This window comes from Pseudomonas sp. LB3P25 (assembly GCF_054897985.1).
The window spans coordinates 2,375,409-2,400,886 of sequence record NZ_CM142711.1 but is presented as its reverse complement, the minus strand read 5'-3'; the positions used below and the strand labels follow the sequence as shown (position 1 = coordinate 2,400,886).

28 protein-coding genes and 1 pseudogene are annotated in these 25,478 nt (G+C 58.6%); 19 read left to right on the top strand and 10 right to left on the bottom strand.

All coding sequences use genetic code 11. From position 1 onward, the window contains the following. Positions 1 to 24: 24 nt before the first annotated feature. Positions 25 to 552, bottom strand: coding sequence for an ankyrin repeat domain-containing protein (locus ACYZTW_RS10830; protein WP_462004837.1), 528 nt, complete (start codon positions 550 to 552; stop codon positions 25 to 27). Between the two features lie 111 nt (positions 553 to 663). Next, positions 664 to 2,502 (bottom strand): long-chain-acyl-CoA synthetase, encoded by a 1,839-nt coding sequence (locus tag ACYZTW_RS10825; protein WP_462004836.1) that lies wholly within the window; start codon positions 2,500 to 2,502, stop codon positions 664 to 666. A gap of 344 nt (positions 2,503 to 2,846) precedes the next feature. Here ACYZTW_RS10825 and ACYZTW_RS10820 point away from each other — a divergent pair, with 344 nt between their 5' ends. Continuing rightward, positions 2,847 to 3,125, top strand: coding sequence for a DUF3509 domain-containing protein (locus ACYZTW_RS10820; protein WP_462004835.1), 279 nt, complete (start codon positions 2,847 to 2,849; stop codon positions 3,123 to 3,125). A gap of 202 nt (positions 3,126 to 3,327) precedes the next feature. Here ACYZTW_RS10820 and mtnC read toward each other — a convergent pair whose 3' ends face one another. From mtnC to aroC, 5 genes are all read right to left on the bottom strand, one after another. Continuing rightward, positions 3,328 to 4,011, bottom strand: a complete 684-nt coding sequence (gene mtnC / locus ACYZTW_RS10815; RefSeq protein WP_462004834.1) for an acireductone synthase — start codon at positions 4,009 to 4,011, stop codon at positions 3,328 to 3,330. A gap of 4 nt (positions 4,012 to 4,015) precedes the next feature. Further along, positions 4,016 to 4,561 (bottom strand): 1,2-dihydroxy-3-keto-5-methylthiopentene dioxygenase, encoded by a 546-nt coding sequence (locus ACYZTW_RS10810; RefSeq protein WP_462004833.1) that lies wholly within the window; start codon positions 4,559 to 4,561, stop codon positions 4,016 to 4,018. 48 nt (positions 4,562 to 4,609) lie between these two features. Next, positions 4,610 to 5,236: a methylthioribulose 1-phosphate dehydratase gene (locus ACYZTW_RS10805; RefSeq protein ID WP_462004832.1), complete on the bottom strand. Its 627-nt coding sequence runs from the start codon at positions 5,234 to 5,236 to the stop codon at positions 4,610 to 4,612. Then, complete coding sequence (locus tag ACYZTW_RS10800; RefSeq protein WP_462004831.1) at positions 5,233 to 6,378, bottom strand: MFS transporter; 1,146 nt, start codon at positions 6,376 to 6,378, stop codon at positions 5,233 to 5,235. Before ACYZTW_RS10800 ends, ACYZTW_RS10805 begins: the two co-directional genes overlap by 4 nt. Before the next feature lie 79 nt (positions 6,379 to 6,457). Next, positions 6,458 to 7,549: a chorismate synthase gene (gene aroC, locus ACYZTW_RS10795; RefSeq protein WP_462004830.1), complete on the bottom strand. Its 1,092-nt coding sequence runs from the start codon at positions 7,547 to 7,549 to the stop codon at positions 6,458 to 6,460. An 83-nt stretch (positions 7,550 to 7,632) separates the two neighbouring features. Between aroC and ACYZTW_RS10790 the strand changes: the two genes are divergently transcribed. Both ACYZTW_RS10790 and ACYZTW_RS10785 read left to right on the top strand, forming a co-directional pair. Then, complete coding sequence (locus tag ACYZTW_RS10790) at positions 7,633 to 8,631, top strand: alpha/beta hydrolase (RefSeq protein ID WP_462004829.1); 999 nt, start codon at positions 7,633 to 7,635, stop codon at positions 8,629 to 8,631. Between the two features lie 132 nt (positions 8,632 to 8,763). After that, a complete protein-coding gene (locus ACYZTW_RS10785; protein ID WP_462004828.1) occupies positions 8,764 to 9,555 on the top strand; it encodes a hypothetical protein in 792 nt (263 codons plus the stop codon). A gap of 115 nt (positions 9,556 to 9,670) precedes the next feature. Here ACYZTW_RS10785 and prmB read toward each other — a convergent pair whose 3' ends face one another. Next, positions 9,671 to 10,579 (bottom strand): 50S ribosomal protein L3 N(5)-glutamine methyltransferase, encoded by a 909-nt coding sequence (prmB, locus tag ACYZTW_RS10780; RefSeq protein WP_462004827.1) that lies wholly within the window; start codon positions 10,577 to 10,579, stop codon positions 9,671 to 9,673. A 239-nt stretch (positions 10,580 to 10,818) separates the two neighbouring features. Here prmB and ACYZTW_RS10775 point away from each other — a divergent pair, with 239 nt between their 5' ends. The 8 genes and pseudogenes from ACYZTW_RS10775 (at position 10,819) to ACYZTW_RS10740 (ending at position 15,717) form a co-directional block, all read left to right on the top strand. Further along, positions 10,819 to 11,409 carry a cysteine hydrolase family protein gene (locus ACYZTW_RS10775; protein ID WP_129436944.1) on the top strand — a complete coding sequence of 197 codons (591 nt, stop codon included), beginning with the start codon at positions 10,819 to 10,821 and terminating at the stop codon, positions 11,407 to 11,409. 131 nt (positions 11,410 to 11,540) lie between these two features. Beyond that, a complete protein-coding gene (locus tag ACYZTW_RS10770; protein WP_462004826.1) occupies positions 11,541 to 11,861 on the top strand; it encodes a hypothetical protein in 321 nt (106 codons plus the stop codon). A gap of 75 nt (positions 11,862 to 11,936) precedes the next feature. Beyond that, entirely contained in the window at positions 11,937 to 12,494 is a 558-nt protein-coding gene (locus ACYZTW_RS10765) for a Smr/MutS family protein (RefSeq protein WP_008146127.1), read from the top strand. 110 nt (positions 12,495 to 12,604) lie between these two features. Continuing rightward, positions 12,605 to 13,339: an XRE family transcriptional regulator gene (locus ACYZTW_RS10760; RefSeq protein WP_462004825.1), complete on the top strand. Its 735-nt coding sequence runs from the start codon at positions 12,605 to 12,607 to the stop codon at positions 13,337 to 13,339. A gap of 327 nt (positions 13,340 to 13,666) precedes the next feature. Next, positions 13,667 to 14,344, top strand: coding sequence for a polysaccharide lyase family 7 protein (locus ACYZTW_RS10755; RefSeq protein ID WP_462004824.1), 678 nt, complete (start codon positions 13,667 to 13,669; stop codon positions 14,342 to 14,344). Positions 14,345 to 14,442: 98 nt separating this feature from the next. After that, a pseudogene (locus tag ACYZTW_RS10750) lies at positions 14,443 to 14,676 on the top strand (site-specific integrase); the annotation flags it as partial. 22 nt (positions 14,677 to 14,698) lie between these two features. Continuing rightward, positions 14,699 to 15,244 carry a GTP cyclohydrolase I FolE gene (gene folE, locus ACYZTW_RS10745; protein ID WP_462005733.1) on the top strand — a complete coding sequence of 182 codons (546 nt, stop codon included), beginning with the start codon at positions 14,699 to 14,701 and terminating at the stop codon, positions 15,242 to 15,244. 101 nt (positions 15,245 to 15,345) lie between these two features. Then, positions 15,346 to 15,717 carry a glutathione S-transferase N-terminal domain-containing protein gene (locus tag ACYZTW_RS10740; protein ID WP_462004823.1) on the top strand — a complete coding sequence of 124 codons (372 nt, stop codon included), beginning with the start codon at positions 15,346 to 15,348 and terminating at the stop codon, positions 15,715 to 15,717. A gap of 209 nt (positions 15,718 to 15,926) precedes the next feature. Here the strand turns inward: ACYZTW_RS10740 and ACYZTW_RS10735 are convergent, their stop codons facing one another. Continuing rightward, entirely contained in the window at positions 15,927 to 17,093 is a 1,167-nt protein-coding gene (locus tag ACYZTW_RS10735) for an aminotransferase-like domain-containing protein (protein WP_462004822.1), read from the bottom strand. Between the two features lie 81 nt (positions 17,094 to 17,174). On the opposite strand from ACYZTW_RS10735, the gene ACYZTW_RS10730 reads away from it, so the two are divergent. From ACYZTW_RS10730 to ACYZTW_RS10720, 3 genes are all read left to right on the top strand, one after another. Beyond that, positions 17,175 to 17,618, top strand: a complete 444-nt coding sequence (locus ACYZTW_RS10730; protein WP_462004821.1) for a MarR family winged helix-turn-helix transcriptional regulator — start codon at positions 17,175 to 17,177, stop codon at positions 17,616 to 17,618. A 289-nt stretch (positions 17,619 to 17,907) separates the two neighbouring features. Next, on the top strand, positions 17,908 to 19,257 hold the full coding sequence (locus ACYZTW_RS10725) for an NCS2 family permease (protein WP_462004820.1): 1,350 nt from the start codon (positions 17,908 to 17,910) through the stop codon (positions 19,255 to 19,257). A 79-nt stretch (positions 19,258 to 19,336) separates the two neighbouring features. Further along, positions 19,337 to 19,963 (top strand): LysE family translocator, encoded by a 627-nt coding sequence (locus ACYZTW_RS10720; RefSeq protein ID WP_462004819.1) that lies wholly within the window; start codon positions 19,337 to 19,339, stop codon positions 19,961 to 19,963. 213 nt (positions 19,964 to 20,176) lie between these two features. Here the strand turns inward: ACYZTW_RS10720 and uraH are convergent, their stop codons facing one another. Beyond that, positions 20,177 to 20,530, bottom strand: coding sequence for a hydroxyisourate hydrolase (uraH, locus tag ACYZTW_RS10715; RefSeq protein WP_282480738.1), 354 nt, complete (start codon positions 20,528 to 20,530; stop codon positions 20,177 to 20,179). Between the two features lie 432 nt (positions 20,531 to 20,962). Between uraH and puuE the strand changes: the two genes are divergently transcribed. From puuE to ACYZTW_RS10690, 5 genes are all read left to right on the top strand, one after another. Then, the gene (gene puuE, locus ACYZTW_RS10710; RefSeq protein ID WP_462004818.1) at positions 20,963 to 21,889 is read left to right on the top strand and encodes an allantoinase PuuE; all 927 of its coding nucleotides are present in this window, start codon (positions 20,963 to 20,965) and stop codon (positions 21,887 to 21,889) included. After that, positions 21,886 to 22,401 (top strand): 2-oxo-4-hydroxy-4-carboxy-5-ureidoimidazoline decarboxylase, encoded by a 516-nt coding sequence (gene uraD / locus ACYZTW_RS10705; protein WP_462004817.1) that lies wholly within the window; start codon positions 21,886 to 21,888, stop codon positions 22,399 to 22,401. The genes puuE and uraD overlap by 4 nt, the downstream gene beginning before the upstream one ends. An 87-nt stretch (positions 22,402 to 22,488) precedes the next feature. After that, positions 22,489 to 23,484, top strand: a complete 996-nt coding sequence (gene alc / locus ACYZTW_RS10700) for an allantoicase (protein ID WP_462004816.1) — start codon at positions 22,489 to 22,491, stop codon at positions 23,482 to 23,484. A 121-nt stretch (positions 23,485 to 23,605) separates the two neighbouring features. Continuing rightward, positions 23,606 to 24,109 carry an ureidoglycolate lyase gene (locus tag ACYZTW_RS10695; protein WP_109628737.1) on the top strand — a complete coding sequence of 168 codons (504 nt, stop codon included), beginning with the start codon at positions 23,606 to 23,608 and terminating at the stop codon, positions 24,107 to 24,109. Between the two features lie 50 nt (positions 24,110 to 24,159). Further along, complete coding sequence (locus tag ACYZTW_RS10690) at positions 24,160 to 25,461, top strand: urate hydroxylase PuuD (RefSeq protein WP_462004815.1); 1,302 nt, start codon at positions 24,160 to 24,162, stop codon at positions 25,459 to 25,461. Positions 25,462 to 25,478 lie beyond the last annotated feature (17 nt).

The following is a 25,478-nucleotide window of genomic DNA, read 5'->3' as shown; positions in this document are numbered from 1 at the left end:
GGCTCGACAGCTGCTACACGGCGGTTACAGGGTGCAAATCAGCAGCTTCTGCAACTGCGCCGTGGTGTCCACAGCACCCATCGTTTTAGCGGCATCCAGCGCAGAGACGCCATTAGCGTCCTTGGCTTTCGGGTCGGCGCCTTTGCTGATCAGGTAGTCGACGATTTGGACGCGATTGAACATCGCCGCCATCATCAACGCCGTGCGACCGTCGAAGGATGAACCTTCCACTTGCGCGCCGCCTTCAACCAGTGCCTTGACCACCGCCAGGTCACCTTTGAACGCCGCACCGGCAATCGGGCTCTGGCCGTTGTCGTTGCGGATTTCCGGGTCGGCCTTGTGCTCGAGCAGGACTTTTACGGTATCCACATGGCCGTGGTAAGCGGCCAGCATCAGCAAGGTGTCGCCCTTGTGGTTCCGCAGGTTCGGCGGCAGGCCCTTGGTCAACAGCGCAGCCATCATGGCCGCATCGCCCTCGCGCGCTTTGTTGAATACCTGTTCGGCAAATTCAGCGGCTTCATCGGGGGTCATCTGGCGGCTTTGGTCTGACATTGGGCACTCCACGTTCTGTTATTCGCAAAGCCGACAGTTTCCCGAGCAGCCCCGAGGCTGTCACTTCTTTTTTCTCATGGACGGCCATAGGCACATTCAATAGCGCTGCATTCAATAACGAAAAGCGCCGCCGTGAATATCCGCCAGCAATTGCTCGGTGACCTGCACGTAAGTCTGGGTCCCCGGCAGCCAGGCGTAGATCGGATCATCGCCGGTTTTGCCGGGGTCGAAGGCTTCATCCTTAAGTCGGGTTTTCTGATATTTGAAGGTGCCGGTGGTCTCCATTTTCACCTTCACCCGCAGGAACAACGGCACCGCATACGCGGGCATTTGCTCCCGGGCGAAAGCCAGCAACTCGCTGAAATCCAGGGTCGCCAGGGATTCGGCAGGGGTGATCGCCGCCATCCCGGCACGCCCGTTGGTATTGCGGATTTCCACGCCGTAGGCCACGGCTTCGGAAATATTCGGGTGTTGCAAAAGGATGTTTTCGACCTCGGTGGTCGAGACGTTTTCGCCCTTCCAGCGGTAGGTATCACCCAAGCGGTCAACAAACTGTGCGTGACCAAAACCGATGTTGCGCAGCAGGTCGCCGGTATTGAAGTAACGGTCGCCCTTCTCGAACACGTCGTGCAGCACAACCTTTTCGGTCTTCTGCGGATCGGTGTAGCCGTCCAGCGGCGCCTTGTCGTCGATCTTCGCCAGCAACAGCCCCTGCTCGCCTTTGGCGACTTTGCGCATGAAGCCCTGGGCATCCCGAATCGGCGCGCCGCTGTCTTGGTCGTAGGCCGTCAACGCCCATGACATCAGGGAAAAACCGACGGTATTGTCGAAGTTGAGGATGTTGGTGAAGCCGATGTTGCCGTCGCTGGCGGCGTAGAGCTCGCAGATGTGATTCACCGCAAAACGTGTCTTGAACTCGCCCCACGCGCCGGGGCGCAGGCCATTGCCGATCATCTTCGTCACGCGGTGCTTGCTGTCGTCGGCGCTGGGCGGTTGATCCACGAGGTAGCGGCACAATTCGCCGACGTAACCGAGGGTGGTCGCGCGGTACTTGCGCACATCGTTCCAGAATTGACTGGCGCTGAACTTGCGGCGAATGGCAAAGCCCGAGGCGCCACTGATCGCCGAGCCCCAGCACACGCACAGCCCGGTGGCGTGATAAAGCGGCAAGGTGCAATAGACGACATCCTCCGGGCGCATATCCAGGGCGATCAGCCCGAAGCTTGCGCAGCTGCGCATCCAACGGCCGTGCTTGAAGACCCCGGCCTTCGGTAAACCGGTGGTGCCCGAGGTGTAGATATAGAAACAAGGGTCGTCGAGAAAAACCTGCTGACTGCTGACGGGGTTGGCGCCAGAGCTGTCGGCACTGGCCGTCATCAGGTTGATGAACCCGTCGGGCGCAATGCCCGGATGGGTGAAAGTGTCTTGATCAGCGACGAACCAGGTGCGCACCACCTCGATCGACACCCGTTCGCGCACCGCCGAAAACGCCGGGACCAGCTCTTCTCCGACAATGATTGCCGCGGGCGCTACAAGGTTCAGGCTGTGAGCCAGGGTATCGCGGGTTTGCGAAGTATTGAGCAACGCACTGACCGCGCCGACCTTGGCCACCGCCAGAATCGTCACCAACAGTTCCGGGCGATTCTCGATAAAGACCGCCACCCCATCACCCTTGCGGATGCCTTGGGCAATCAGATGATGGGCAATGCGATTGGCCCATTGGTTGACCTGAGCATACGTCAGCGCCACCTCGCCCTGCAGCAATGCCGGGCCATCGGGATAGCGCAACGTCGCTTGCTCAAAGCTCCAGCCCAGGCCACACGGTTGGGTCGGGTCCTTGACGTTGGCGGCTTTCATGCCCTTCACCACGCGAGGAATGGCTTTGGCAATGGAAGGCAGCTTGCGGAGCATCATGCCCCAGGTAATCGTGTCGTTCGGCGCGCGGCTCATGGTTGCTCCCGGTCGATCTTTTTATTGTTCGGGCGGCGTTGATTGAGGCCGAAAATACGTCAGCGGTTCCTGAGCTGTACACGCGGTTTTTGAAATGATTTGTATCCACGGCGGCGGCATTCGACATCGTGAGCGTGCACCGGGCAATTGGTTCCATCGAATCGACGCCCACCACGCAAAATGCAGGATGCACGATGGCCATTCATGCAGATTGCACGAAAGTGCAAAAGCACTTAAAAACTAACTAATTGATATGTAAGGGTTTTTAAAAAATCAGCTGCTGGCACAATCACTGCAACTACCTTTGCATGCTTGCCATTCAAGAGCTAACGGAGCTGATAGACATGAACCTGATCCAAGAAAAATTTTCGTCCCTGTTCTCCACCTTCGAAGTGACCACCCAGCCGCGTCCTGACGGTGGCATTCTGCTGACCTTGAGCAGCACCGACGGCAAAGTCTTCAAACGCTCGATTTCGTACCAGCAATTGCATGCCGGTGATCAGTTGTCCTGGGTGATCAGTGCCATTCGCCGTGACATTGCCGAACAGGCCAGCGAACTGCCGCAGATTTCCATGCTGCAAAGCCAGCAGCGGTTTGCCCTGCCGACGTATCACTCGGTGTAAATCCTGCGGTTGTATAACTAAGCGCGCTACAAACAAACAGGCCGTGAGCGCTTTCGCTTCACGGCCTGTTTAGTTTCTGGAATCACGCAATCCATGTGGGAGCGAGCCTGCTCGCGAAAGCGGCATTTCAGGCAACATCAATGTTGAATGTTAAACCGCTTTCGCGAGCAGGCTCGCTCCCAGAGGTTATGTGCGTCGTGGCTTAGAACGTTAAAGGATCGATCCGCTCAAAGCTGTCGACGGTCAAATGCCCCGCCAGCTCCCCGCCCTCTCGGGCCAGCCCGCACGTCGCCATTCCCGCCGTGCGCGCCGCGTCCAGTTCCTCGACGATGTCGGACAGAAACACAATCTGCGAAGCGTTCAGGCCAATGGCCTGGGTAATGCGCTCGTAGGACTGCGCTTCACGCTTGGGCCCCGAGGTGGTGTCGAAATAACCGCTGAACAGCGGCGACAAGTCACCGGCCTCCGAACAGCCAAAAATCAGTTTTTGTGCCTGAATCGACCCCGAAGAGTAAACAAACAGTTTGAAACCGTCCTGATGCCAGCGTTTGAGTGCTTCAACGGCGTCCGGGTAAACGTGGCCTTTCAACTGTCCGGCCTGATAGCCCTGCTCCCAGACCATGCCCTGCAATGCTTTCAGCGGCGTGGCTTTGCGGTCTTCGGCGATCCAGCCCAGAAGAATGTCGATTACCCGCTCGACGTCGGCGTTCGGCTCGTTAGTATCCCGGCGCACGGCGGCCAGTTGCTCGGCAACATCCGTACGTTTGGCGTGCTGACGAACAAACTCCGGCAGGTGTTTGGCGGCGTAGGGAAACAGCACGTCGAACACAAAACTCACCGCGCTGGTGGTGCCTTCGATGTCGGTGAGAATCGCTTTGATCGGCATCGGCTCAGTCCTCAAGACGCGGGAAGCGGTTGGCGATGTCTTCGCCGGTGAAGTTCGCCACCCAGCCTTCGGGGTTGTTGAACAGGCGGATCGCGACGAAATGCGGATGTTCGCCCATGTCGAACCAGTGCGGCGTGCCGGCCGGGACCGAGATCAGGTCGTTTTTCTCGCACAGCACCGCGTAGACGTAATCGCCGATGTGCAGGGTGAACAAGCCACGGCCGGCGACGAAAAATCGTACTTCGTCTTCGCCATGGCGATGTTCGTCGAGAAACTTGGCGCGCAATTCGGCTTTTTGCGGGTGATCGCTGTTCAGGCTGATCACATCGACGGTGATGTAACCGCGTTCGGTCATCAGCTTGTCGATTTGCTCCTGATACGCGGCGATCACCTCTTCCTGACTGGCGCCGGGCTGGATTTTCGCCGTGGCTTGCCAACGGTCGAAGCGCACGCCTTGTTCGGCCAGGGTCGAGGCGATGTCTTCGAAATGTGTCAGCACCTTGTTGGGCAAGTCAGGGCTTGAGACGTGGTAAACGGACAGGCTGCTCATCAGGGCAACTCCTTAACGGTTCATGCTTTGCGGTTCATGCTTGACGGTTCAGCTTTTATGGTTCGAGAGTGAGCGCATCTTCAACTCGCATTCGAACAAAAATTCAAAGGCTTCGATCTGCCGCAGTGCATCGCTCATGCGCGCGCCCCAGGTGTAGAGACCGTGGCCGCGAATCAAGTAGCCGACGCAATCGGGATGGGCCTGGAGCCAAGGCTGCACCTTGGCGGCGAGGCGCGCAATGTCCTGGTCGTTATCGAAAATTGGCACACGTACCCGGGACTCATGGGTCGATACGCCGCTGAAGGCTTTTTGCAGTTCGTAGTCTTCGAACTCGATGAAGTCTTGCGGCGTCAGGCGCGACAGCACCGTGGCGTTCACCGAATGCGTGTGCAGCACCGCGCCGATCTCCGGACGCCAGGTGTAGAGCTGGGTGTGCAGCAAGGTTTCGGCGGACGGTTTTTTGCCCGGTTCCAGGCTGTTGCCGGACAGATCGGTGGCCAGCACATCGTCGAGGCCGAGTTGGCCTTTGTGCTTGCCGGACACCGTCAGCAGCGCTTGCGTCGGCGACAGGCGCGTCGAGTAGTTGCTGCTGGTGGCCGGCGACCAGCCGCGGCCATACAGAAAACGCCCGGCATCGATGATTTCCTGGGCGAGGTGTTCACGGGTAAGGCTCATGGCCTGTCCTCTTGCATACGTGTGGCAATGATAACGGCAGCCGCCAGGGCTGCGAGACTGGCAATACTAAAGGTCAATGTGGCGCCGAGGGCATTCCAGCTGTAGCCGGAATACAACGCACCCAGTGCACCACCGGTGCCGGCCAGTGCGGCGTACAACGCCTGGCCCTGCCCTTGTTGGCGCGCGCCGAAGCTACGTTGCACGAACTGGATGGCAGCCGCGTGAAAGCTGCCGAACGTCGCCGCGTGCAGCACTTGGGCAAACAACAGCACCCACAGGAACTCAGCGAACGAACCGAGCAATAACCAACGCAACGCCGCCAGCAGAAAACTCGCCAGCAACACCCGTCGCACGGAGAAACGCGCGAGGATCTTGCTCATGGCCAGAAACATCAAGACTTCGGCGACCACGCCGACCGCCCAGAGCACGCCGATCAGCCCACGGCTGTACCCGAGTCGCTCCAGGTGCAAGGTCAGAAAGGTGTAATAAGGACCGTGGCTCATCTGCATCAGCGCCACGCATCCGTAAAACGCCAACACCCCAGGACTGCGCAACTGCTTGAGAAAACCGTCCCCCGCCGGGCGTTCACCCTGGACCGGTTGAGCGTTGGGCACCCACACACTGCTGACCACGATCCCGGCCATGATCAGCACCAGCGCCACCGGGTAGATATCGAGGCTGAGCCATTCGAACAACCGTCCGAGCGCGACCACGGTGATGATAAAACCGATGGAACCCCACAGGCGGATCTGACTGTAACGGTTAGTCTGGCCCTGCAAGTGCGCCAACGTGATGACTTCGAACTGCGGCAACACCGCGTGCCAGAAGAACGCGTGCAAGGCCATGACCATTGCCAGCCAGGCGTAGGTCTTGCTGACGAAAATCAGCGAGAACGTCAGCAGCGTGCACACCGCGCCAAAGCGCACGATGGCCAGGCGTCGGCCGGTGTAGTCCCCGAGCCAGCCCCAAATGTTCGGCGCCACACAGCGCATCAGCATCGGGATCGCCACCAACTCGCCGATCCGTGCGCTGGAAAAGCCCAGATGATCGAAGTACAGCGCCAGAAACGGCGCTGTCGAACCGAGCAAAGCGAAATAGAACAAATAGAAACTGGAGAGCCGCCAGTACGGGAGCGCCGTCATAGTCGTCAGACCGCAGCGGCTGTGAGGCTCTGTACGAAAACTGCCTGCGCGAGTTTTCGTACAGACCTGACGTCAGCCATTAAAGCTGGTCCAGCACCGGAGTGCTCACGCGCACGTCTAAGTTCTGCCCACGATGACGCAGCAGGTGATCCATCAGCACGATGGCCATCATCGCTTCGGCAATCGGCGTGGCGCGGATGCCGACGCACGGGTCGTGGCGACCCTTGGTGACAACTTCCACCGGGTTGCCATGGATGTCGATGGAACGGCCCGGCGTGGTGATGCTCGAGGTTGGCTTGAGCGCCAGGTGCGCGACGATCGGCTGACCCGACGAAATACCACCTAAAATGCCACCCGCGTTGTTGCTGAGGAAACCTTGCGGGGTCATTTCATCGCGGTGTTCGGTGCCGCGCTGGGCAACGCTGGCGAAACCGGCACCGATTTCCACGCCTTTGACCGCGTTGATGCTCATCAGCGCATGGGCCAGTTCGGCGTCGAGGCGGTCGAAGATCGGCTCGCCGAGGCCCGGCATCACGCCTTCAGCGACCACGGTGATCTTCGCGCCGACCGAATCCTGATCACGGCGCAACTGGTCCATATAGGCTTCCAGTTCCGGCACTTTGTCTGGGTCGGGGCTGAAGAAGGCGTTCTCTTCCACCGAATCCCAGGTCTTGAACGGGATTTCGATCGGGCCGAGCTGGCTCATGTAGCCACGAATGACGATGCCCTGGGTGGCCAGGTATTTTTTCGCAATCGCACCGGCGGCCACGCGCATGGCCGTTTCGCGGGCCGAACTGCGACCGCCGCCGCGGTAATCGCGCTCGCCGTATTTGTGGTGATAGGTGTAATCGGCATGGGCCGGGCGGAACAGGTCCTTGATCGCCGAGTAATCCTTGGACTTCTGGTCGGTGTTGCGAATCAACAGGCCGATGGGGCAACCGGTGGTGCGCCCTTCGAACACGCCGGAGAGGATTTCGACTTCGTCGGCTTCCTGGCGCTGGGTGGTGTGGCGGCTGGTGCCGGGTTTGCGGCGATCCAGGTCACGCTGCAGATCCTCCAGAGAGATCTCCAGGCCCGGCGGGCAGCCGTCGACAATGGCGACCAACGCCGGACCATGGCTTTCGCCCGCGGTGGTGACAGTGAACAGCTTGCCGTAGGTATTGCCGGACATGCAGGACGCTCCGTGAAATCGAACCAAATACGTAATGCGCGCCAGTATACGCAGGCTACCCAACTAGTTCATCCTCGAACCTTATGGGTGCCTGCGAGTCCAACCGGCATCTTGTTCATGATGGCGTGATGATGCTGCGAGTTATAGCCTTGAGCCTTACCCTGTTTACCGGCTTTGTACAGGCCACCGTCCTGCAACGCCCGATCACGCTGGACACCGGCAGTGGCGAACTTTTCGGCTCGTTATTGTTGCCCAAGTCCGACACGCCGGTACCGGTTGTCCTGATCATTTCCGGCTCCGGTCCTACGGATCGTGACGGAAACAACCCCGACGGCGGACGCAACGACAGCCTCAAGCGTCTCGCTTGGGTACTGGCCAAACACAACATCGCCAGCGTGCGTTATGACAAGCGCGGTGTGGCGGCGAGCCTTGCGGCAACCCCGGACGAACGCAATTTGTCGGTGGAAGCCTATGTGGCCGACGCCGAGGCCTGGGGCCAGAAGCTCAAAACCGACCCGCGCTTTGGCCAACTGATCCTGCTGGGCCACAGCGAAGGCGCCTTGATCGCCAGCCTCGCGGCGCCGAGTCTGGATGCCGCCGCGGTCATCTCCATGTCCGGCAGCGCCCGGCCGATCGATCAAGTGCTGCGCCAGCAATTGAGCAATCGCCTGCCGCCACCGCTGATGCTGCGCAGCAATGAATTGCTCGACAGCCTCAAGGCCGGCCACACCGACGACAACGTTCCGCCGCAGTTGCAGGTGATTTTCCGCCCGAGCGTTCAGCCGTATCTGATTTCATTGTTCCGCCAGGACCCGGCGGCGGCGTTCGCCAAGTTGAAGATGCCGGCGCTGATCATCCAGGGCAGCAATGACATCCAGGTCGGTGTCGGTGACGCCAAGCTGTTGAAGGCCGCCAAACCGGACGCCGAGCTGGCGCTGATCGAAGGCATGAACCACGTCATGCGCATCGTGCCCAACGATGTAAAACGGCAATTGGCCTCTTACAAAGATCCGCAATTGCCACTGGCGGCCGAACTCGGCACGCGAATCCTCGGGTTTATTGACGGACTTCGCACCAGTTAAGCGGTGTTAGGGGGGGTGAAAACTAGTTGAGAACGCCCCCTAGCCCTCCAGTCCTGAAAAAAACGGCCGATAAGCTTTTGTCGCCAGCGCTATGACTGGCGGCAAGCAGAGCTTGGACAGGATCTCGCCGTTATGACTGATACCCAGACTTCACCCGACACCACTGCTGAAAAAGACGCACCACCAGTGGTCGAGCTGCCGTGGGCGGACGTCCACGCCGAGCACCACAAGATGCTCCGTCTGTCGCCATTGCAAACCGACCGCAACACCGGTGGGCGGCCGCTGCGCTTTGTTGAGTTCGGTTACGCCGAACGCAACAACAAGGAACACAGCCTCATGCGCATGAGCATTTCGCTTCCCGGCCAGCGCGTGCGCAAGGAACAGAATCATCTGGACGTGTGGGTCGATCACACCACCAAGCGTGTGCACTTCGGGCCTGACAGCGGCCTGCAAATTGAACCGATGAACCGTGGCATTGGCCGTTTCATGGCCGCTAAGGGCATCACCTGGGCGAAAAAAAGGTGGTCCGGCTACACCGTCGACGGCACCGACCTGAACAATAAGGATGCGCTGAACGAAGACACTCGCCTGCGCCGCGATCACTTTTTGCGGATGCATGGTTTTGATGTGATCTACGCCGACGCCCAGCATTTGAAGGGCAGTGTCAAAGAAGTACAGGTTGGCGACCTGCTGGGTGACTGGAGTACGGAAAAATTGCAGGTCGTGGAAATTCTTGAGGCGGCGCAGATGCTCCAGCAAGCCGAGCAAAATCTGGCCGAGCAGGAAGTCAAACTCAAGAAGCACGAAGAAAAGGTCAGCAAGTACAAGCGCGAAGACGCCGGGCTGCGCTTTACCATTACCTGCCTGGTGGCGTTTGCGGTGTTTCAGGCCGGGTTGTTGATCTGGATTGCCACGCACCGGTAAAGGCTTTTAGTGGCGAGGGGATTTATCCCCGTTGGACTGCGCAGCAGTCCCTCTTTTTGGGGCCGCTTCGCAGCCCAACGGGGATAAATCCCCTCGCCACAAAAAGCCAGTTCAGTTAGACGCGGGAAGCGAACAGCGCCTGATGATCGCGGCACTGCTCCGCCGTCAGCATGAACACGCCATGCCCACCGCGCTCGAAATCGAGCCAGGCGAAGTCGACTTCCGGGTACAGCGCCTCGACGTGAACCTGACTGTTGCCCACTTCGACAATCAGCAAGCCCTTTTCGGTCAGGTGATCCGCCGCTTCGGCAAGCATGCGACGCACCAGGTTCAAACCATCATCACCGCAAGCCAGGCCCAGCTCCGGTTCGTGCTGGTATTCGTCCGGCATGTCGGCGAAATCTTCCGCATCAACGTAAGGCGGGTTCGACACAATCAGGTCGAAACGCTGACCCGGCAAACCATCAAACCCATCGCCCTGCACCGTGTACACCCGCTCATCGACGCCATGGCGCTCGATGTTCTGGTTGGCCACTTCCAGCGCTTCGAACGACAGATCGGCCAGCACCACTTCGGCGTTCTGGAACTCGAAGGCACAGGCGATACCGATGCAGCCGGAACCGGTGCACAGGTCGAGAATCCGCGCAGGTTCGGCGCCCAGCCACGGCTCGAAACGTTTTTCGATCAGTTCGCCAATCGGCGAACGCGGGATCAATACGCGCTCATCCACAATGAACGACATGCCGCAAAACCACGCTTCACCCAACAGGTAGGCGGTAGGAATGCGTTCTTCGATACGGCGCTTGAGCAAGCGTTGCAGCTTGACCAACTCGTCTTCTTCAAGACTGCAGTCGAGGTAGCTGTCGGCGATTTCCCACGGCAAGTGCAAGGCACCCAATACCAACTGACGCGCTTCGTCCCAGGCGTTGTCGGTCCCATGGCCGAAAAACAGATCCTCCCCATGGAAGCGGCTGACGGCCCAACGGATATGGTCACGCAGGGTACGAAGTCGGGAAGTGATCACGGGGGCAAACTCCAAAAAAAACGACTGGCGATTCTAACAGCCAAAACGCGTCTCGACGACGCGGGAAAACTACCGGGGCAAATGTAGGACTATTCTATTTTTTCGACTGGCTATTGAACAAAACGGGCCTATTGACAAGGCTGCGAGCCAGCAATGACGGTGCCTACGATGGTAGCGATTCACAGAAGCGCTCAGCCAGAGGACAATGTCGCAAAAGCCCCACTCAAAGGAGCCCCAGAATGTCCGTTCCAAAAACGATGTTTCAACTCAGCGGCCGCGGTTATGCAGCAGCCGTTCTGAGCCATGCGACCCTTGTCATCATCGATGCCCAGAAAGAATACCTCAGCGGCCCGTTGGCCTTGAGCGGCATGGATGCTGCCGTCGCGAACATCAAGCAACTGGTGGCCGCTGCCCGCGCAGCCGGCCGGCCGATCGTCCATGTCCGCCACCTCGGCACCGTCGGTGGGCTGTTCGATCCACAAGGTGAGCGCGGTGAGTTCATTCCGGGCCTGGAACCACAGGGCGACGAAACCATCATCGGCAAATTGCTGCCGAGCGCGTTCCACGGCACCGAACTGCTGGAGCGCCTGCAGAATCTCGGTTCGCTGGACCTGATCGTGTGCGGTTTCATGAGCCACTCCAGCGTCAGCACCACGGTGCGCGCCGCGAAGAACCTGGGCTTTCGTTGCACGCTGGTAGAGGACGCCTGCGCGACTCGCGACCTGCCTTACAAGGGCGGCGTGTTGAGTGCAGACCACGTACAGCAGACCGAAATGGCGATCATGGCGGACAACTTCGCCACCCTCGCGCTAACCCAAGCTCTGATCTGATCGACGCTCGATGAGCGGTCCATGCCGCCGCTCATCCGCAAAAATCTATCATTTGCTGTAATTGTCTTAGCCTCAGGAACATCCCGGTCAACTCCCGGTCGAAGGGCCGATACCCATTGAGGAAGGTCGGAATGAAGTTATCCGATGGTTTTGACGCTCGCCGCTTGCGGCCCAAAGGCCAACGCAACTGGCGTTTTCGAATCGGCGCGGCATTTGCTGCCTTGCTGGCGATGTGCGGTGTGTTGCTGGCGATGGCAGGCGCCGCGAGCCTGCTTGGCCACGCACCCGCCCTGGGCGAGTTGAATACCAACCGGGTCGGTTCGGCAGTGATTCTGGCGATTGGCCTGTTCGTGCTGTACTTCGGCGTGTGGCTGTGGCGTCGCTGCCGTCGCCGCTCGCGGCAGTCGCAAGAGCTGAACATGTCTCCGCATTTGATGAAAAAGCACGACTGAGCCGAGCGTTGCGCGTTTTCTCGCGCCCCATTCGCCTCGAGTTGGGTAAACTGGCCGCCCTTCGCGGAGGCTGACATGCAAGACGACGATTTTTCCCTGTTCAAAAGCGCGATCCAAGGCGTCAAGCCGATCAAACACGATCGCGCCGAAACCGGCAAACCCAAAGCTGACCGCGCACAAATCGCCAAGCTGCGTCAGGCCGCCACCGTGCGCACCGACGCCACCACCGTTGACGGGCTGTCCGATCAGTTCGTCATCGATGTTGGCCCGGAAGACGAGCTGATGTGGGCGCGTGACGGTGTTCAGGAAAGCCAGATGCGCAAGCTCAAGATCGGACAGATCCCGTTCGAAGGCAGCCTCGACCTCCATGGCATGAGCGTGGAAAAGGCCCGGGAAACCCTCTGGGCGTTTCTGGCCGAAGCGACCAAATTCGAAATCCGTTGCGTGCGCGTCACCCACGGCAAGGCCGTGCGTCTGGACGGCAAGCGGCCGATGATCAAAAGCCACGTCAACACCTGGCTGCGCCAACATTCACAAGTACTCGGCTTCACGTCGTGCCAAGCGAAACACGGCGGCGCCGGAGCGGTTTATGTGATGCTCAAACGAACCATGATGGAAGGTCGCGACGAGTAAACCTGTCACCTTGTAAATAGCGCTCATAACACCCAATACAGGAATATCCATATCAAGCTATGAGGGATACCGACTTGCAATGATATGGGAGCTCCCGTAATACTTCGCAGATGGAATTTAAAGAAAGACTCAAAGCAGCCCGCCAACACGCCAAGCTCAATCAAACCGAGCTTGCCGAGCGCGCAGGCCTGACGCAAACCTCTATCTCCGACCTTGAGCGCGGGAAATCGAAGGCAACAGCCTTTGCTGCCCAGATCGCTTCAGTGTGTGGCGTTTCACCAATGTGGCTGGCAGAAGGTGTCGGCGACATGCTTAAAGGTGTGTCCGATGCTGTTCCGTTGAATCGCCTCCCTCCAAGCATTTCAATGTCAGACATCCAGCCTTGGGACGACAGCACGCCCCTGGATGACGACGAGGTTTATGTCCCCTTCCTGCGTGAAGTGGAGCTGGCGGCCGGCTCAGGCCGTTTCGTGATCTCGGAAAGCGACAACGCCAGGCTGCGCTTCTTCAAGAAAGACCTGCGTCACAACAACGTGCAATTCTGCAACGCCAGGTGCGTGGTGGTGAGCGGAAACAGCATGCTCCCGGTACTGCGCGACGGAGCGACCGTTGGCATGAACGTCGGAAAGAACTCGCTGGGCGACATCGTCGACGGCGACATGTACGCGATCAACCACAACGGCCAGCTTCGCGTGAAACAGCTCTACCGACTGCCCAGCGGTATCCGCCTACGCAGTTTCAACCGTGACGAGCATCCGGACGAGGACTACACCTTCGCCGAGATCCAGGAGCAGCAGATTGCGATCCTGGGTCATGTATTTTGGTGGGCGATGTATTCTCGGTGAACCGAGTTGCAGCGATTCGGGATCGTTTAGTGCCATAACGTGCAATACGGCAAATTGACGCCCTGTAGAATGAACTCATCCAAGAGAAGCCCGCCAAGCGCGGGCTTTTTTTGCGCCTGAAATATAGGCACGGAATAAATTATGGGAATACCCATTGACACAAAATATAGGAACGCCCATATTTGCATTCAAGCCAACGGGAAATAGATCGGAAGCTGCCAAGCATCACTTCTGCCCATTCACTGAGTGGGCAGTGGGATGTAGGCCTGCATCAAACGCAAGGCTCACCTGAGCAAAAAGCGACATCAATGGACTGAGGCAAAAACCATGACTGTAGACATCAGCAACTTCACCATCGCTACCCCGCTTCCAATCTCCGATACCAACCCGATTGCACTTGAGCTCATCGGTTGGCGCGCGCTGCTCGAATGCCCCGACGTTATCTCAATGCTTGACGATGGTTCGCTGCAGATGACGGCGCCGACACTTGGAGCCTCGAGCAAGAGCACGCTACGAACTCGCTGCGAGTGGAAGGAGCCAGGTTACTGGCTGTTCTCCAGCGCAGCGGACCACTGGAACCGACAAGAAATGCGACTGACGAAGGTCAACTCGCTACAGAAAGTCGTGATCGGCCAGATTCACGTGAAGGGTTCAGAACGACCTCCGGTAAAGGTGTTTTGGAACAAAGGAAAAATCATCATGGGGTTCCGGTCAAGCTACCTCCAGGACGATCCGGTCAACTCGACGGTTTTGGAGAACGTGCCGCTCGGAGCACTTTTCGCAATCAACATTCACGCCAATTCGAGCGGCGCCGTCGCTGTATCGGCCAGCTGTAACGGCGTCCAATCCACTTCCGCGATCATGCGCCTCGACAACACCTGGGACACGAAAACTCTCGCCTTCCACGGTGGTGTGTACAACCAGATCGATTACTCCGACACCACCGACCCGCTAGACGGTTCTGTCTGCATCATCAGCGATCTGTCTATCACTCACCTGATATGACCTGCTCGGCCTGATGAGCAAAACAGGCCTCAGGGAAGCATCACTGCTGCACCTTGGCGACAGGGTGTAGCGGGATGCGCAAACCCTAAATGACCGATTTGGGGATTCGCGCCCGCCGGCAATACAACTGCCGGCACACATACGCTACCATGTGCCTCATGGCGGGTATGAACCCTGCGATTATTGCCACTCAGCTCGGTCATAGCGTTCAGATGTTGCTATCGACCTACACCCGATGGATCAACGCCAGCACAGACTGGGGCGAACCCGGGACGCTCGAAATCAGCTTGATTGGTACAAAATGGGTACAGACAGAAACAGTACCCCTCTGAAACCCGTATGGAATCAGCCTCTGTGACACTGGAACAGAATTACTCCGCGATTCTCGGCCAATTGGGCGAGGACGTCTCCCGCGAGGGCCTGCTCGACACGCCAAAACGTGCCGCCAAAGCCATGCAGTACCTCTGCCGCGGTTATGAACAGACACTGGAAGAGGTCACCAACGGTGCCTTGTTCAGCTCCGACAACAGCGAAATGGTGCTGGTGAAGGACATCGAGCTCTACTCGTTGTGCGAACACCACCTGCTGCCGTTTATCGGCAAGGCTCACGTCGCCTACATCCCTAGCGGCAAGGTATTGGGTCTGTCGAAAGTCGCGCGGATCGTCGATATGTACGCGCGCCGCCTGCAGATCCAGGAAAATCTCAGCCGCCAGATCGCCGATGCGGTCCAGCAAGTCACCGGCGCCCTGGGCGTTGCAGTGGTGATCGAGGCCAAGCACATGTGCATGATGATGCGCGGTGTGGAGAAACAGAATTCGTCAATGATCACGTCGGTGATGCTGGGTGAGTTCCGCGAAAACGCGGCCACCCGCAGCGAGTTTCTCAGCCTGATCAAGTAATTGGCGGCACGAAGAAAACCGGCATTCATCGCCGGTTTTTTTCGCCTGTGAAAAATCAGGTAAGCTGCGCGCCTTCTGCTTGCCCCTGTGAGGCTTATACCGTGTTCGTAAAAGCGCTTCGTGTCGGCCTTGGCCAACTGATCATCTTCATCGATTTCATTACCCGCCCAGGCAAAAAGCAGCGCCCTGCCGCCGCTCAGGCTCAGGTAGAGACGGCCGCCAAGGACCTGATCCTGTATCAGTTCCACGCCTGCCCGTTTTGCGTGAAAACCCGCCGCACCCTGCGCCGCTTGAACGTGCCGGTGGCGTTGCGCGACGCGAAGAACAACGAACAGGATCGCCAGGCCCTGCTGGAACAGGGCGGCAAGATCAAGGTGCCGTGCCTGCGCATCGAAGAGAATGGCCAGACGACCTGGATGTACGAGTCCAAGGTGATCATCGATTATCTGGACAAGCGGTTTGCTGCAGCCTGATGGATTTATGGTGTTCTGACTGACGCCTTCGCGAGCAGGCTCGCTCCCACAGTGGTTTTGTGGGGTGTTGGAAATTGATGTTCAACACTGATCAATTGTGGGAGCGAGCCTGCTCGCGAAGAGGCCGGCCCAGTCACCGCCCCCCGGACAAAAATAAACCGGCCCTAGAGCCGGTTTATTTGTTTCTGCACCCTCTCACACCAGCAGCCTCAAGCCGCTTGCGCTGCCTGGGCCTGACGCACCACCGCCGCCAGCCGTTTGAGCCCTTTGTCCAGCCGTGCCGGGTCGATGTGGCTGAAGTTCAGGCGCAGATGCCCCGGATTGTTGTCCGGTTCAGGGAAGAACGGTTCGCCCGGCATGAACGCCACATCCGCAGCCAGTGCAGCCTTGAGCAACGTACGCGTGTCCAGCGGCTGCTTGAGTGTCAGCCAGAAAAACAGTCCGCCCTGCGGCACGTTCCAATCTGCCAAATCAGCAAAATGCAGTTCCAGGGCTGACTGGAACGCGTCCCGACGAACCCGATAGAAATCCCGCAGCTCGCTCAAGTGATGCTGGAATTTCTCGGTGCCAATCCACTGCAGCGCTTGCCACTGGCCCACGCGATTGGTGTGCAGGTCGGCCGATTGCTTGAGTTTCAGCAAGTGCGGAAAGAGATCCGGACTGGCGATCAGGTAGCCGACTCGCAGTCCAGGCAGCAAGGTTTTCGACACGGTGCCGGTGTAGATCCAGCTGGCCTTTTTCAAGCGGCTGACAATCGGCGTGGCGCTGCCACCGTCGAAAGTCAGCTCGCGGTAAGGCTCGTCTTCGATCAAGGTCACGCCGAACTCATCCAGCAAGGCTGCCACGGCATCGCGCTTGGCTTCGCTGTAACGCACGGCTGAAGGATTCTGAAAAGTTGGGATCAGGTAGATGAACGCCGGACGGTGTTTTTCCAGACGAGCACGCAGTTGCGCCAGGTTCGGGCCATCAGCTTCCAGCGGGACAGTGATGCAGTCGGCGCCGAACAGCTGAAAAATCTGCAACGCCGCCAGATAAGTCGGCGCTTCGAGCAAAATCTCAGTGCCTTTGTCGATGTACAGCTTGGCCGCCAGATCGAGGGTTTGCTGGGAGCCGCTGACCACCAATACCTGACTCGCCTCGCAGGGTACGCCCAGCGCCCGCGCCTCTGCTGCCAGCACTTCACGCAGCGCCGGCTCACCTTCGCTCATGCCGTATTGGCCCATCGACAGCGGCATGCCAGCCCACTCGACGTTCGGCAGCATGGCTTCGGCCGGCAAGCCGCCGGCGAACGACATCACTTCCGGGCGCTGGGCGGCGGCGAGGATTTCACGGATCAAAGAACTTTTAAGGCGCGAGACACGTTCGGAAAATGCCATGGGGTCACCGGTAGCGAGGCCTGAATAAAATGAGTCAAACTGGTTGACCGAAATTACGACAGACCGAGCGGATACGTCAACATGCTTGACCTTAAAAACCCCACCACTCAGCAACAAGCGATGGAAGCGTTTTTCTTCGGTTACCAGGCGTTCACCGCGAAGGCCGACGAAATGCTCGAGCGTCGCGGTTTGAGTCGGGTGCATCAACGCATTGTGTTTTTTATCGCCCGCTACCCAAACCTGAGCGTCAAGGAACTGCTGGCATTGCTCGGGGTGACGAAGCAGGCGCTGAATATTCCGCTGCGTCAGTTGGTGGAAATGCATTTGGTGAACAGTGTCGCGTCCGAGACCGACAAGCGTAAGCGGCTGCTGGAGATGACCGACGATGGCGCACGTTTCGAGCAGTCGTTGCGGCGTGAACAGGTGAAATTGCTGGAGCGGGTGTTTGCCGAGGCCGGGGAGACGGCGGTGAATGGCTGGTTGGCGGTGAATCTGGCGCTTGGGGAGAACCAACAAAAAACCTGACACCTCAAAATCCTTCGCGAGCAGGCTCGCTCCCACAGGGAAATGCGATCCAATGTGGGAGCGAGCCTGCTCGCGATGGCGTCCTTCCAGGCGATATATCCCTATCGCCAAACTTTTCGTCTACAAAATCAAAAACATTATTTGCTTTATTTGTATACAAAAGCATAATCCACTTCGTGCGAGTTCCTGACCAAGCGGTCAACAAATTCGCAAGTGCCTCAAAGGGCCGCTGCCACCCTCATGGGTCCGGCCCTGGAAATAACAATAAAACTCTTGAGGAGTACTCGCTGTGGAAAGCCGCAAATCCGAAGCCCCGACGCTGGAACTCTCGCCGCCGTTACGCAATGGCTGGCTGGAGCGCATCTTCAAACTCAGCTTGCATGGCACCACGGTGAAGACCGAGTTGATTGCCGGTCTGACAACCTTCATCACCATGGCCTACATCATCTTCGTCAACCCCAACATCATGGCCGACGCCGGGATCGATCACGGTGCCGCGTTCGTCGCCACCTGCATCGCCGCCGCGCTGGGTTGCCTGTTGATGGGTCTGTATGCCAACTGGCCAGTCGGCCTCGCGCCGGGCATGGGCCTGAACGCCTTCTTTACCTACACCGTGGTCGGCACCATGGGCTACAACTGGGAAACCGCTCTGGGTGCGGTGTTCGTTTCCGGTGTGTTGTTCATGTTCCTGACCTTTTCCCGGATCCGCGAATGGCTGCTCAATAGCATCCCGGTGAGTTTGCGCTTTGCCATGGGTGCCGGTGTGGGCCTGTTTCTGGGGCTGATCGGCTTGAAAACCGCGGGCATCGTGGTCGACAGCCCGGCCACCCTGATCAAGCTCGGTTCCCTGCGCGAGCCTGGCCCGCTGCTGGCCGCCATCTGCTTCCTGATGATCGCCGTACTCAGCTACCACAAAGTGTTCGGCGCGATCCTCATCAGCATCATCACCGTGACCCTGGCGGGTTGGGGCCTGGGCCTGGTGCACTACGAGGGCCTCATGTCCGCCCCGCCGAGCCTGGCGCCGACCTGGATGGCCATGGACATCGCGGGCGTGTTCAACGTCAGCATGATCAGCGTGGTGCTGGCCTTCCTCTTCGTGCACATGTTCGACACCGCCGGCACCCTGATGGGCGTCGCCCAGCGCGCCGGTCTGGTGAACGCTGACGGCAAGATCGAAAACCTCTCCCGTGCCCTGAAAGCCGACAGTGCTTCCAGCGTATTCGGTGCGATGGTCGGCGTTCCCCCGGTCACCAGCTACGTGGAAAGTGCCGCGGGTGTAGCCGCTGGTGGTCGGACTGGTCTTACCGCAGTGACCGTAGGTGTGCTATTTATTGCCGCGATGTTCTTCGCTCCGCTGGCTGGCATGATCCCCGCTTACGCAACCGCCGGTGCGCTGATTTATGTGGCGATGCTGATGATGGGCGGTATGGCTCACATCGAATGGGACGAAGCGACCGACAGCATTCCGGCGATCGTTACCGCGATCATGATGCCCCTGACCTTCTCGGTCGCCGACGGCATTGCGCTGGGCTTTATCACTTACGTGGTACTGAAGGCCTGTACCGGTAAGCACAAGGAAATTTCCATCAGTCTGTGGGTGCTCTGCGCGATCTTCATCGCCAAGTTCATTTTCTTGTAAGCCGTCTACGAGTCAAAAACAGTGATTCAAAACAGCCTCACCCCGTCGGGTGAGGCTTTTGTGCAAATGGAGGAAAGTGATGAGTCTGGAAACCTGGCTGCTGTTCAGCGGCGCTGCGCTGGTGGTGATCCTGATCCCGGGGCCACTGTCTTTGCTGATGATCAGCAACAGTCTGAATTACGGTTTGCGTCGTTCATACCCGGCGTTTCTGGGGGGCGTGATTGCGTCGATCTGTTTGCTCAGTGCTTCGGCGTTGGGTTTGGGCGCCCTACTGCTGGCGTCGGAACAGTTGTTCAGTGCCCTGAAGATCGTCGGTGCGCTGTACCTGTTCTACCTGGCCTGGCAGAGCTGGCAGCAATCGCGTCAGCCCTCCCACGGCGCTGAAGTGCCCCAGGCTGCGCCGGTTCCTCGCTTTCGTGCACTGTTCGGGCGCGCGTTTGTGCTGGGCGCGAGCAACCCGAAAGACATTCTGTTCTTTGCTGCATTCCTGCCGCAGTTCCTCAGCGCAGAGCAACCATTCCTGCCGCAGTTGCTGGTGATGATTGCAACCTGGACCGTGCTGGATTTGCTGTGCAAGTTAGCTTATGGGCTGGGTGCCCACGGAGCGGCGCGGTATCTGCGTAGCGGCAAGGGGCAGAGCTGGTTTAACCGGGTGAGTGCCGGATTGTTCAGTGGTGCAGGTGCTGCATCTTTGTTGAGCCGCTGAAGAGCAAAAGCTTCGCGAGCAGGCTCGCTCCCACAGGGGGATCTTCTGTGAACACATTATTTGTGACCGACAAAGATCCACTGTGGGAGCGAGCCTGCTCGCAAAGGCGTCGGCACATGCACCACATTATTCGAAGGCAAAAAAAAAGCCCGCAGTGTGAGCGGGCGAAAGACCAAAGAAGCTGTATGCGCAGGATTTTTGGGGGGGAAAGTCCTAGCTTCCTCTGTAGGTCGAATAGCTATACGGCGAAATCAGCAATGGCACATGGTAGTGATCCTGTTCCGCGGAGATACCAAACCGCAGCACCACCACGTCCAGGAACGCCGGCTCCGGCAACTGGACACCACGGGCGCGGTAGTAATCGCCCGCATGAAACTGAACCTGATAGACCCCGGAGCGGTAGTCATCGCCTTGCAGCAGCGGTGCATCGACACGGCCATCGCTGTTGGTCATCGCAGTAGCGACCAATTCCAGCTGCGAACCTTCAACGCGGTACAACTCGACCTTGATCGAGCTGCCAGGGCAACCGTGTGCAGCGTCTAAAACGTGAGTAGTCAAACGTCCCATTGATTCTGCGCGCCTGCCTGCGTGGAGCAGTCAGACCTCGCGCCTCCCGAAGTCAGTTGAAAAGGAGACCGCACCGATTCGGAGCACGAAACGCTGCGGCGAGCGACTGATTAAGACACTTTTCAAAAAAATTGTACACAATAAAAACGAGTTTTTTAGCGCCTCGCGCGGCACTCGAGGATTCACATTGAATCTGACGCCGAACCATAGGTTCAAAGGACCTTCCATCCATTAGCTGACCAATCAGGCAGGTTTCTTGCAATAACATGTGAAGATGACAGTCAGTGAAAAATGCAAAAAAACAGGCTTACAAAGTGGATATAAAGTTGTATACAATCAGCCCATCGCTGTGACGCCAGCCTGTCATCACACTGCAGGCCGCCTCACAAACCTGACCTTGAACAAGTCGAACGAATAAGAAGGAAGACTGCAGTGAGCGCTGACTACCCACGCGACCTGATCGGTTACGGCAGTAACCCTCCTCACCCACACTGGCCGGGCAATGCCCGCATCGCCTTGTCCTTCGTGCTCAATTACGAAGAAGGCGGTGAGCGCAATATCCTGCACGGCGATAAAGAATCCGAAGCCTTCCTCTCGGAAATGGTCTCGGCGCAGCCGCTGCAAGGCGCGCGCAACATGAGCATGGAATCCCTTTACGAGTATGGCAGCCGTGCCGGCGTCTGGCGGGTTTTGAAGCTGTTCAAGGAATTCGACATCCCGCTGACCATCTTCGCCGTGGCCATGGCCGCCCAGCGCCACCCGGACGTGATCCGCGCGATGGTCGATGCCGGCCACGAGATCTGCAGCCACGGCTATCGCTGGATCGACTACCAGTACATGGACGAAGCGCAGGAACGCGAACACATACTCGAAGCGATCCGCGTCCTCACTGAAATCACCGGCGAGCGCCCACTGGGCTGGTACACCGGCCGCACCGGTCCGAACACCCGTCGTCTGGTGATGGAAGAAGGCGGTTTCCTCTACGACTGCGACACCTATGACGACGACCTGCCCTACTGGGAACCCAACAACCCGACCGGCAAACCGCACCTGGTGATTCCGTACACGCTGGACACCAACGACATGCGCTTCACCCAGGTCCAGGGTTTCAACAAGGGCGACGATTTCTTCGAATACCTGAAAGACGCCTTCGACGTGCTTTACGCTGAAGGCGCCGAAGCACCGAAGATGTTGTCGATCGGCCTGCACTGCCGTCTGATCGGCCGTCCGGCGCGTCTGGCCTCGCTCAAACGCTTTATCGAATACGCTAAAAGTCATGAACAGGTGTGGTTCAGCCGTCGCGTCGACATCGCTCGCCACTGGCACGAAACCCACCCGTATCAAGGGGCCGCGAAATGAGCCACTTCCAAACCCTGAAGCCGTCGACCCTGAGCCGCGACGCGTTTGTCGCTGCCTTCGCCGACATCTACGAACATTCGCCATGGGTGGCCGAGAAGGCCTTCGACCTCGGCCAGGACCCTTCGATCGACGAGATCGAAACCCTGCACCAACGCATGAGCGACATCCTGTTGAGCGCCGATCACGAAAGCCAATTGGCCCTGATCAACGCTCACCCGGACCTGGCCGGCAAAGCCGCCGTCCAGGGACAACTGACCGAAGCCAGCACCAACGAACAGGCTGGCGCCGGTATTCACCAATGCTCGAGCGATGAGTTTCAACGCTTCACCGAGCTGAACGACGCCTACAAAGCCAGGTTCAAGTTTCCCTTCATCATGGCGGTAAAAGGCAGCAACCGGCATCAGATCCTCGCGGCGTTCGAAACGCGCATTCACCACTCGGCAGATACCGAATTCAAATGTGCGCTGGCGCAGATCAACAAGATCGCCCTGTTCCGACTACTGACTCTCTAGCAAGCCTGGCCTGAGTGTTAAACAACGCGAAAACACCCAAGGCCCTGCAAGCATCCCAAGCCAACTAATTAAAGGCAGACAAGAAGAATGAAAGCTTACGCCGTACCTTTCGAGAAGTTCGTCAACCTGGCCGACGCCCGTCTGGGCACCAAAATCATCTCGGTCACCGATGACTGGTTCGCTGATGCCAACCGCCTGTTCCAGCCGACCCCGGCTGTGTGGAAGGAGGGCGTGTTCGATGATAACGGCAAGTGGATGGACGGCTGGGAGTCGCGCCGCAAGCGCTTCGAAGGTTACGACAGCGCGGTGATCCGCCTGGGCGTACCGGGCTCGATCAAGGGCGTGGACATCGACACTTCATTCTTCACCGGCAATTTCCCGCCGTCGGCTTCCCTGGAAGCGTGCTTCCTGGCCTCGGGCGAGCCGGACGACAACACCCAGTGGACTGAAGTGCTGTCCGCCGTCGAGTTGCAAGGCAACAGCCACCACTTCCACGAAATCAACAACGACCAGGCGTTCAGCCACCTGCGCTTCAACATCTACCCGGATGGTGGCGTGGCCCGTCTGCGTGTTTACGGTATTCCGTTCCGCGACTGGTCGGCTGTTGGCGACAACGAGCAGGTTGACCTGGCCGCAGCCCTCAACGGTGGCCGCGCCCTCGCCTGCTCCGACGAACACTTCGGTCGCATGAGCAACATCCTCAACCCGGGCCGTGGCATCAACATGGGCGACGGCTGGGAAACCGCCCGTCGTCGCACGCCAGGTAATGACTGGGTCATTGTCGCGCTGGGTCATGCCGGCGAGATCGAGAAAGTCATCGTCGACACCCTGCACTTCAAGGGCAACTACCCGGACACGTGCTCGATCCAGGGCGCGTTCGTGAAGGGCGGCACCGACAGCCAGATCGAAACCCAATCGCTGTTCTGGCGCGAACTGCTGCCGGCGCAGAAACTGGAAATGCACGCCGAACACACCTTCGCCGAGCAGATCAAGGCACTGGGCCCGATCACCCACATCCGCCTGAACGTGTTCCCGGATGGTGGTGTGAGCCGTCTGCGCGTATTGGGCAAGGTCGCTAAATAAGCGGCGCGGCCAATCGCGAGCAGGCTCGCTCCCACAGGGGAATGCATTTCAAATGTGGGAGCGAGCCTGCTCGCGAAAGCAATAGAACAGACAACAACGAACTCAAGGTAAGAAGACCAGCATGCGCACATTGACGATTGAACCGCTGACCAAAGAAGCCTTCGCCCCTTTCGGTGACGTGATCGAAACCGATGGCAGCGATCACTTCATGATCAACAACGGTTCGACCATGCGCTTTCACAAACTGGCGACGGTGCAAACCGCCACGCCAGAGGACAACGCGATCATCAGCATCTTCCGCGCCGACGCGCAGGACATGCCGCTGACCGTCTGCATGCTGGAGCGTCACCCGCTGGGCAGCCAGGCTTTCATTCCGCTGCTCGGCAACCCCTTTCTGATCGTGGTCGCGCCACTTGGCGATGAACCTGTATCAGGCTTGGTCCGCGCCTTCGTCACCAACGGCAGGCAGGGCATTAATTACCATCGCGGCGTTTGGCACCATCCGGTGCTGACGATCGAAAAGCGGGATGACTTCCTGGTGGTTGATCGCAGTGGCACAGGCAATAACTGCGATGAGCATTTTTTCAAAGAGGATGAGCGTTTGATCCTCGCCCCCCACCAATAAGAGAAGGTCTGATCACTCGACGACAGAGTGACAGGCGAGAGGTAAAGACTGTGGAAGCACATCTGTTGGAATGGCTGAACCTGAGCGTGCGCTGGGTTCACATGATTACTGGCGTGGCCTGGATCGGTGCGTCGTTCTATTTCGTCTGGCTGGAAAACAACCTCAATCGGGTCAACCCGAAAAACGGTCTGGCCGGTGATTTGTGGGCGATCCATGGCGGCGGTATCTATCACCTGGAAAAATACAAACTGGCCCCACCGACCATGCCGGACAACCTGCACTGGTTCAAATGGGAAGCCTATTTCACCTGGATGTCGGGGATCGCGCTGCTGTGCGTGGTGTTCTACTCCAACCCGACGCTGTACCTGTTGGCGCCGGGCAGCACCCTGAGCGGACCTGAAGGTGTGGCCATCGGCCTGGGCTCGCTGTTCATCGGCTGGTTCATCTACTCGTTCCTTTGCGACTCGGCCCTGGGCAAACGCCCTGCCCTGCTCGGCGTCATCCTGTTCGTGCTGATCATTGGCGCTGCTTACGGCTTCAGCAAAGTGTTCAGCGGTCGTGGTGCGTACCTGCACGTCGGCGCGATCATCGGCACCATCATGGTCGGCAACGTGTTCCGCATCATCATGCCGGCCCAACGCGCACTGGTGGCGGCGATTGCCGAAAACCGCACGCCCGACCCGACACTGCCGGCCAAAGGCTTGCTGCGTTCGCGTCACAACAACTACTTCACCTTGCCGGTGCTGTTCATCATGATCAGCAACCACTTCCCGAGTACCTACGGCAGCCAATACAACTGGCTGATCCTGGCCGGGATCGCGGTGCTGGCGGTGTTGGTGCGTCACTACTTCAACACCCGTCATGACAGCCACAAGTTTGCGTGGACCTTGCCCGTAGCGGCAGTCGGCATGATCTGCCTGGCTTACGTGACTGGCCCGGCGCAGATGCCGAGCGCACCTGAAGTGGCCAAGGCCCCTGGCACCATTGAGTACCAGCCGTTGCCGGAAACTGCTCTTGGTGGTGGTGCAAAACCTGAAGTCGCGAAACCTGCTGCGCCTGCCGCTGCACCGGCCCAAGCCTCCAATCAAGCCCCGGCGTTCGACAAGGTTCACAGCGTGATTCAGGAGCGGTGCGCGGTTTGCCATTCGGCCAAACCGACCAGCCCGCTGTTCAGTGCCGCACCGGCCGGCGTGATGTTCGATACCCCCGAGCAAATCCGCCAGAACGCCGCTCGCATTCAGGCTCAAGCCGTCGCCAGCCAGATCATGCCACTGGGCAACATCACCCAGATGACCCAGCAGGAACGTGACCTGATCGGCGCGTGGATTGCTCAGGGAGCCCCAACTAACTAATCGTTGAAAAGCTTCGC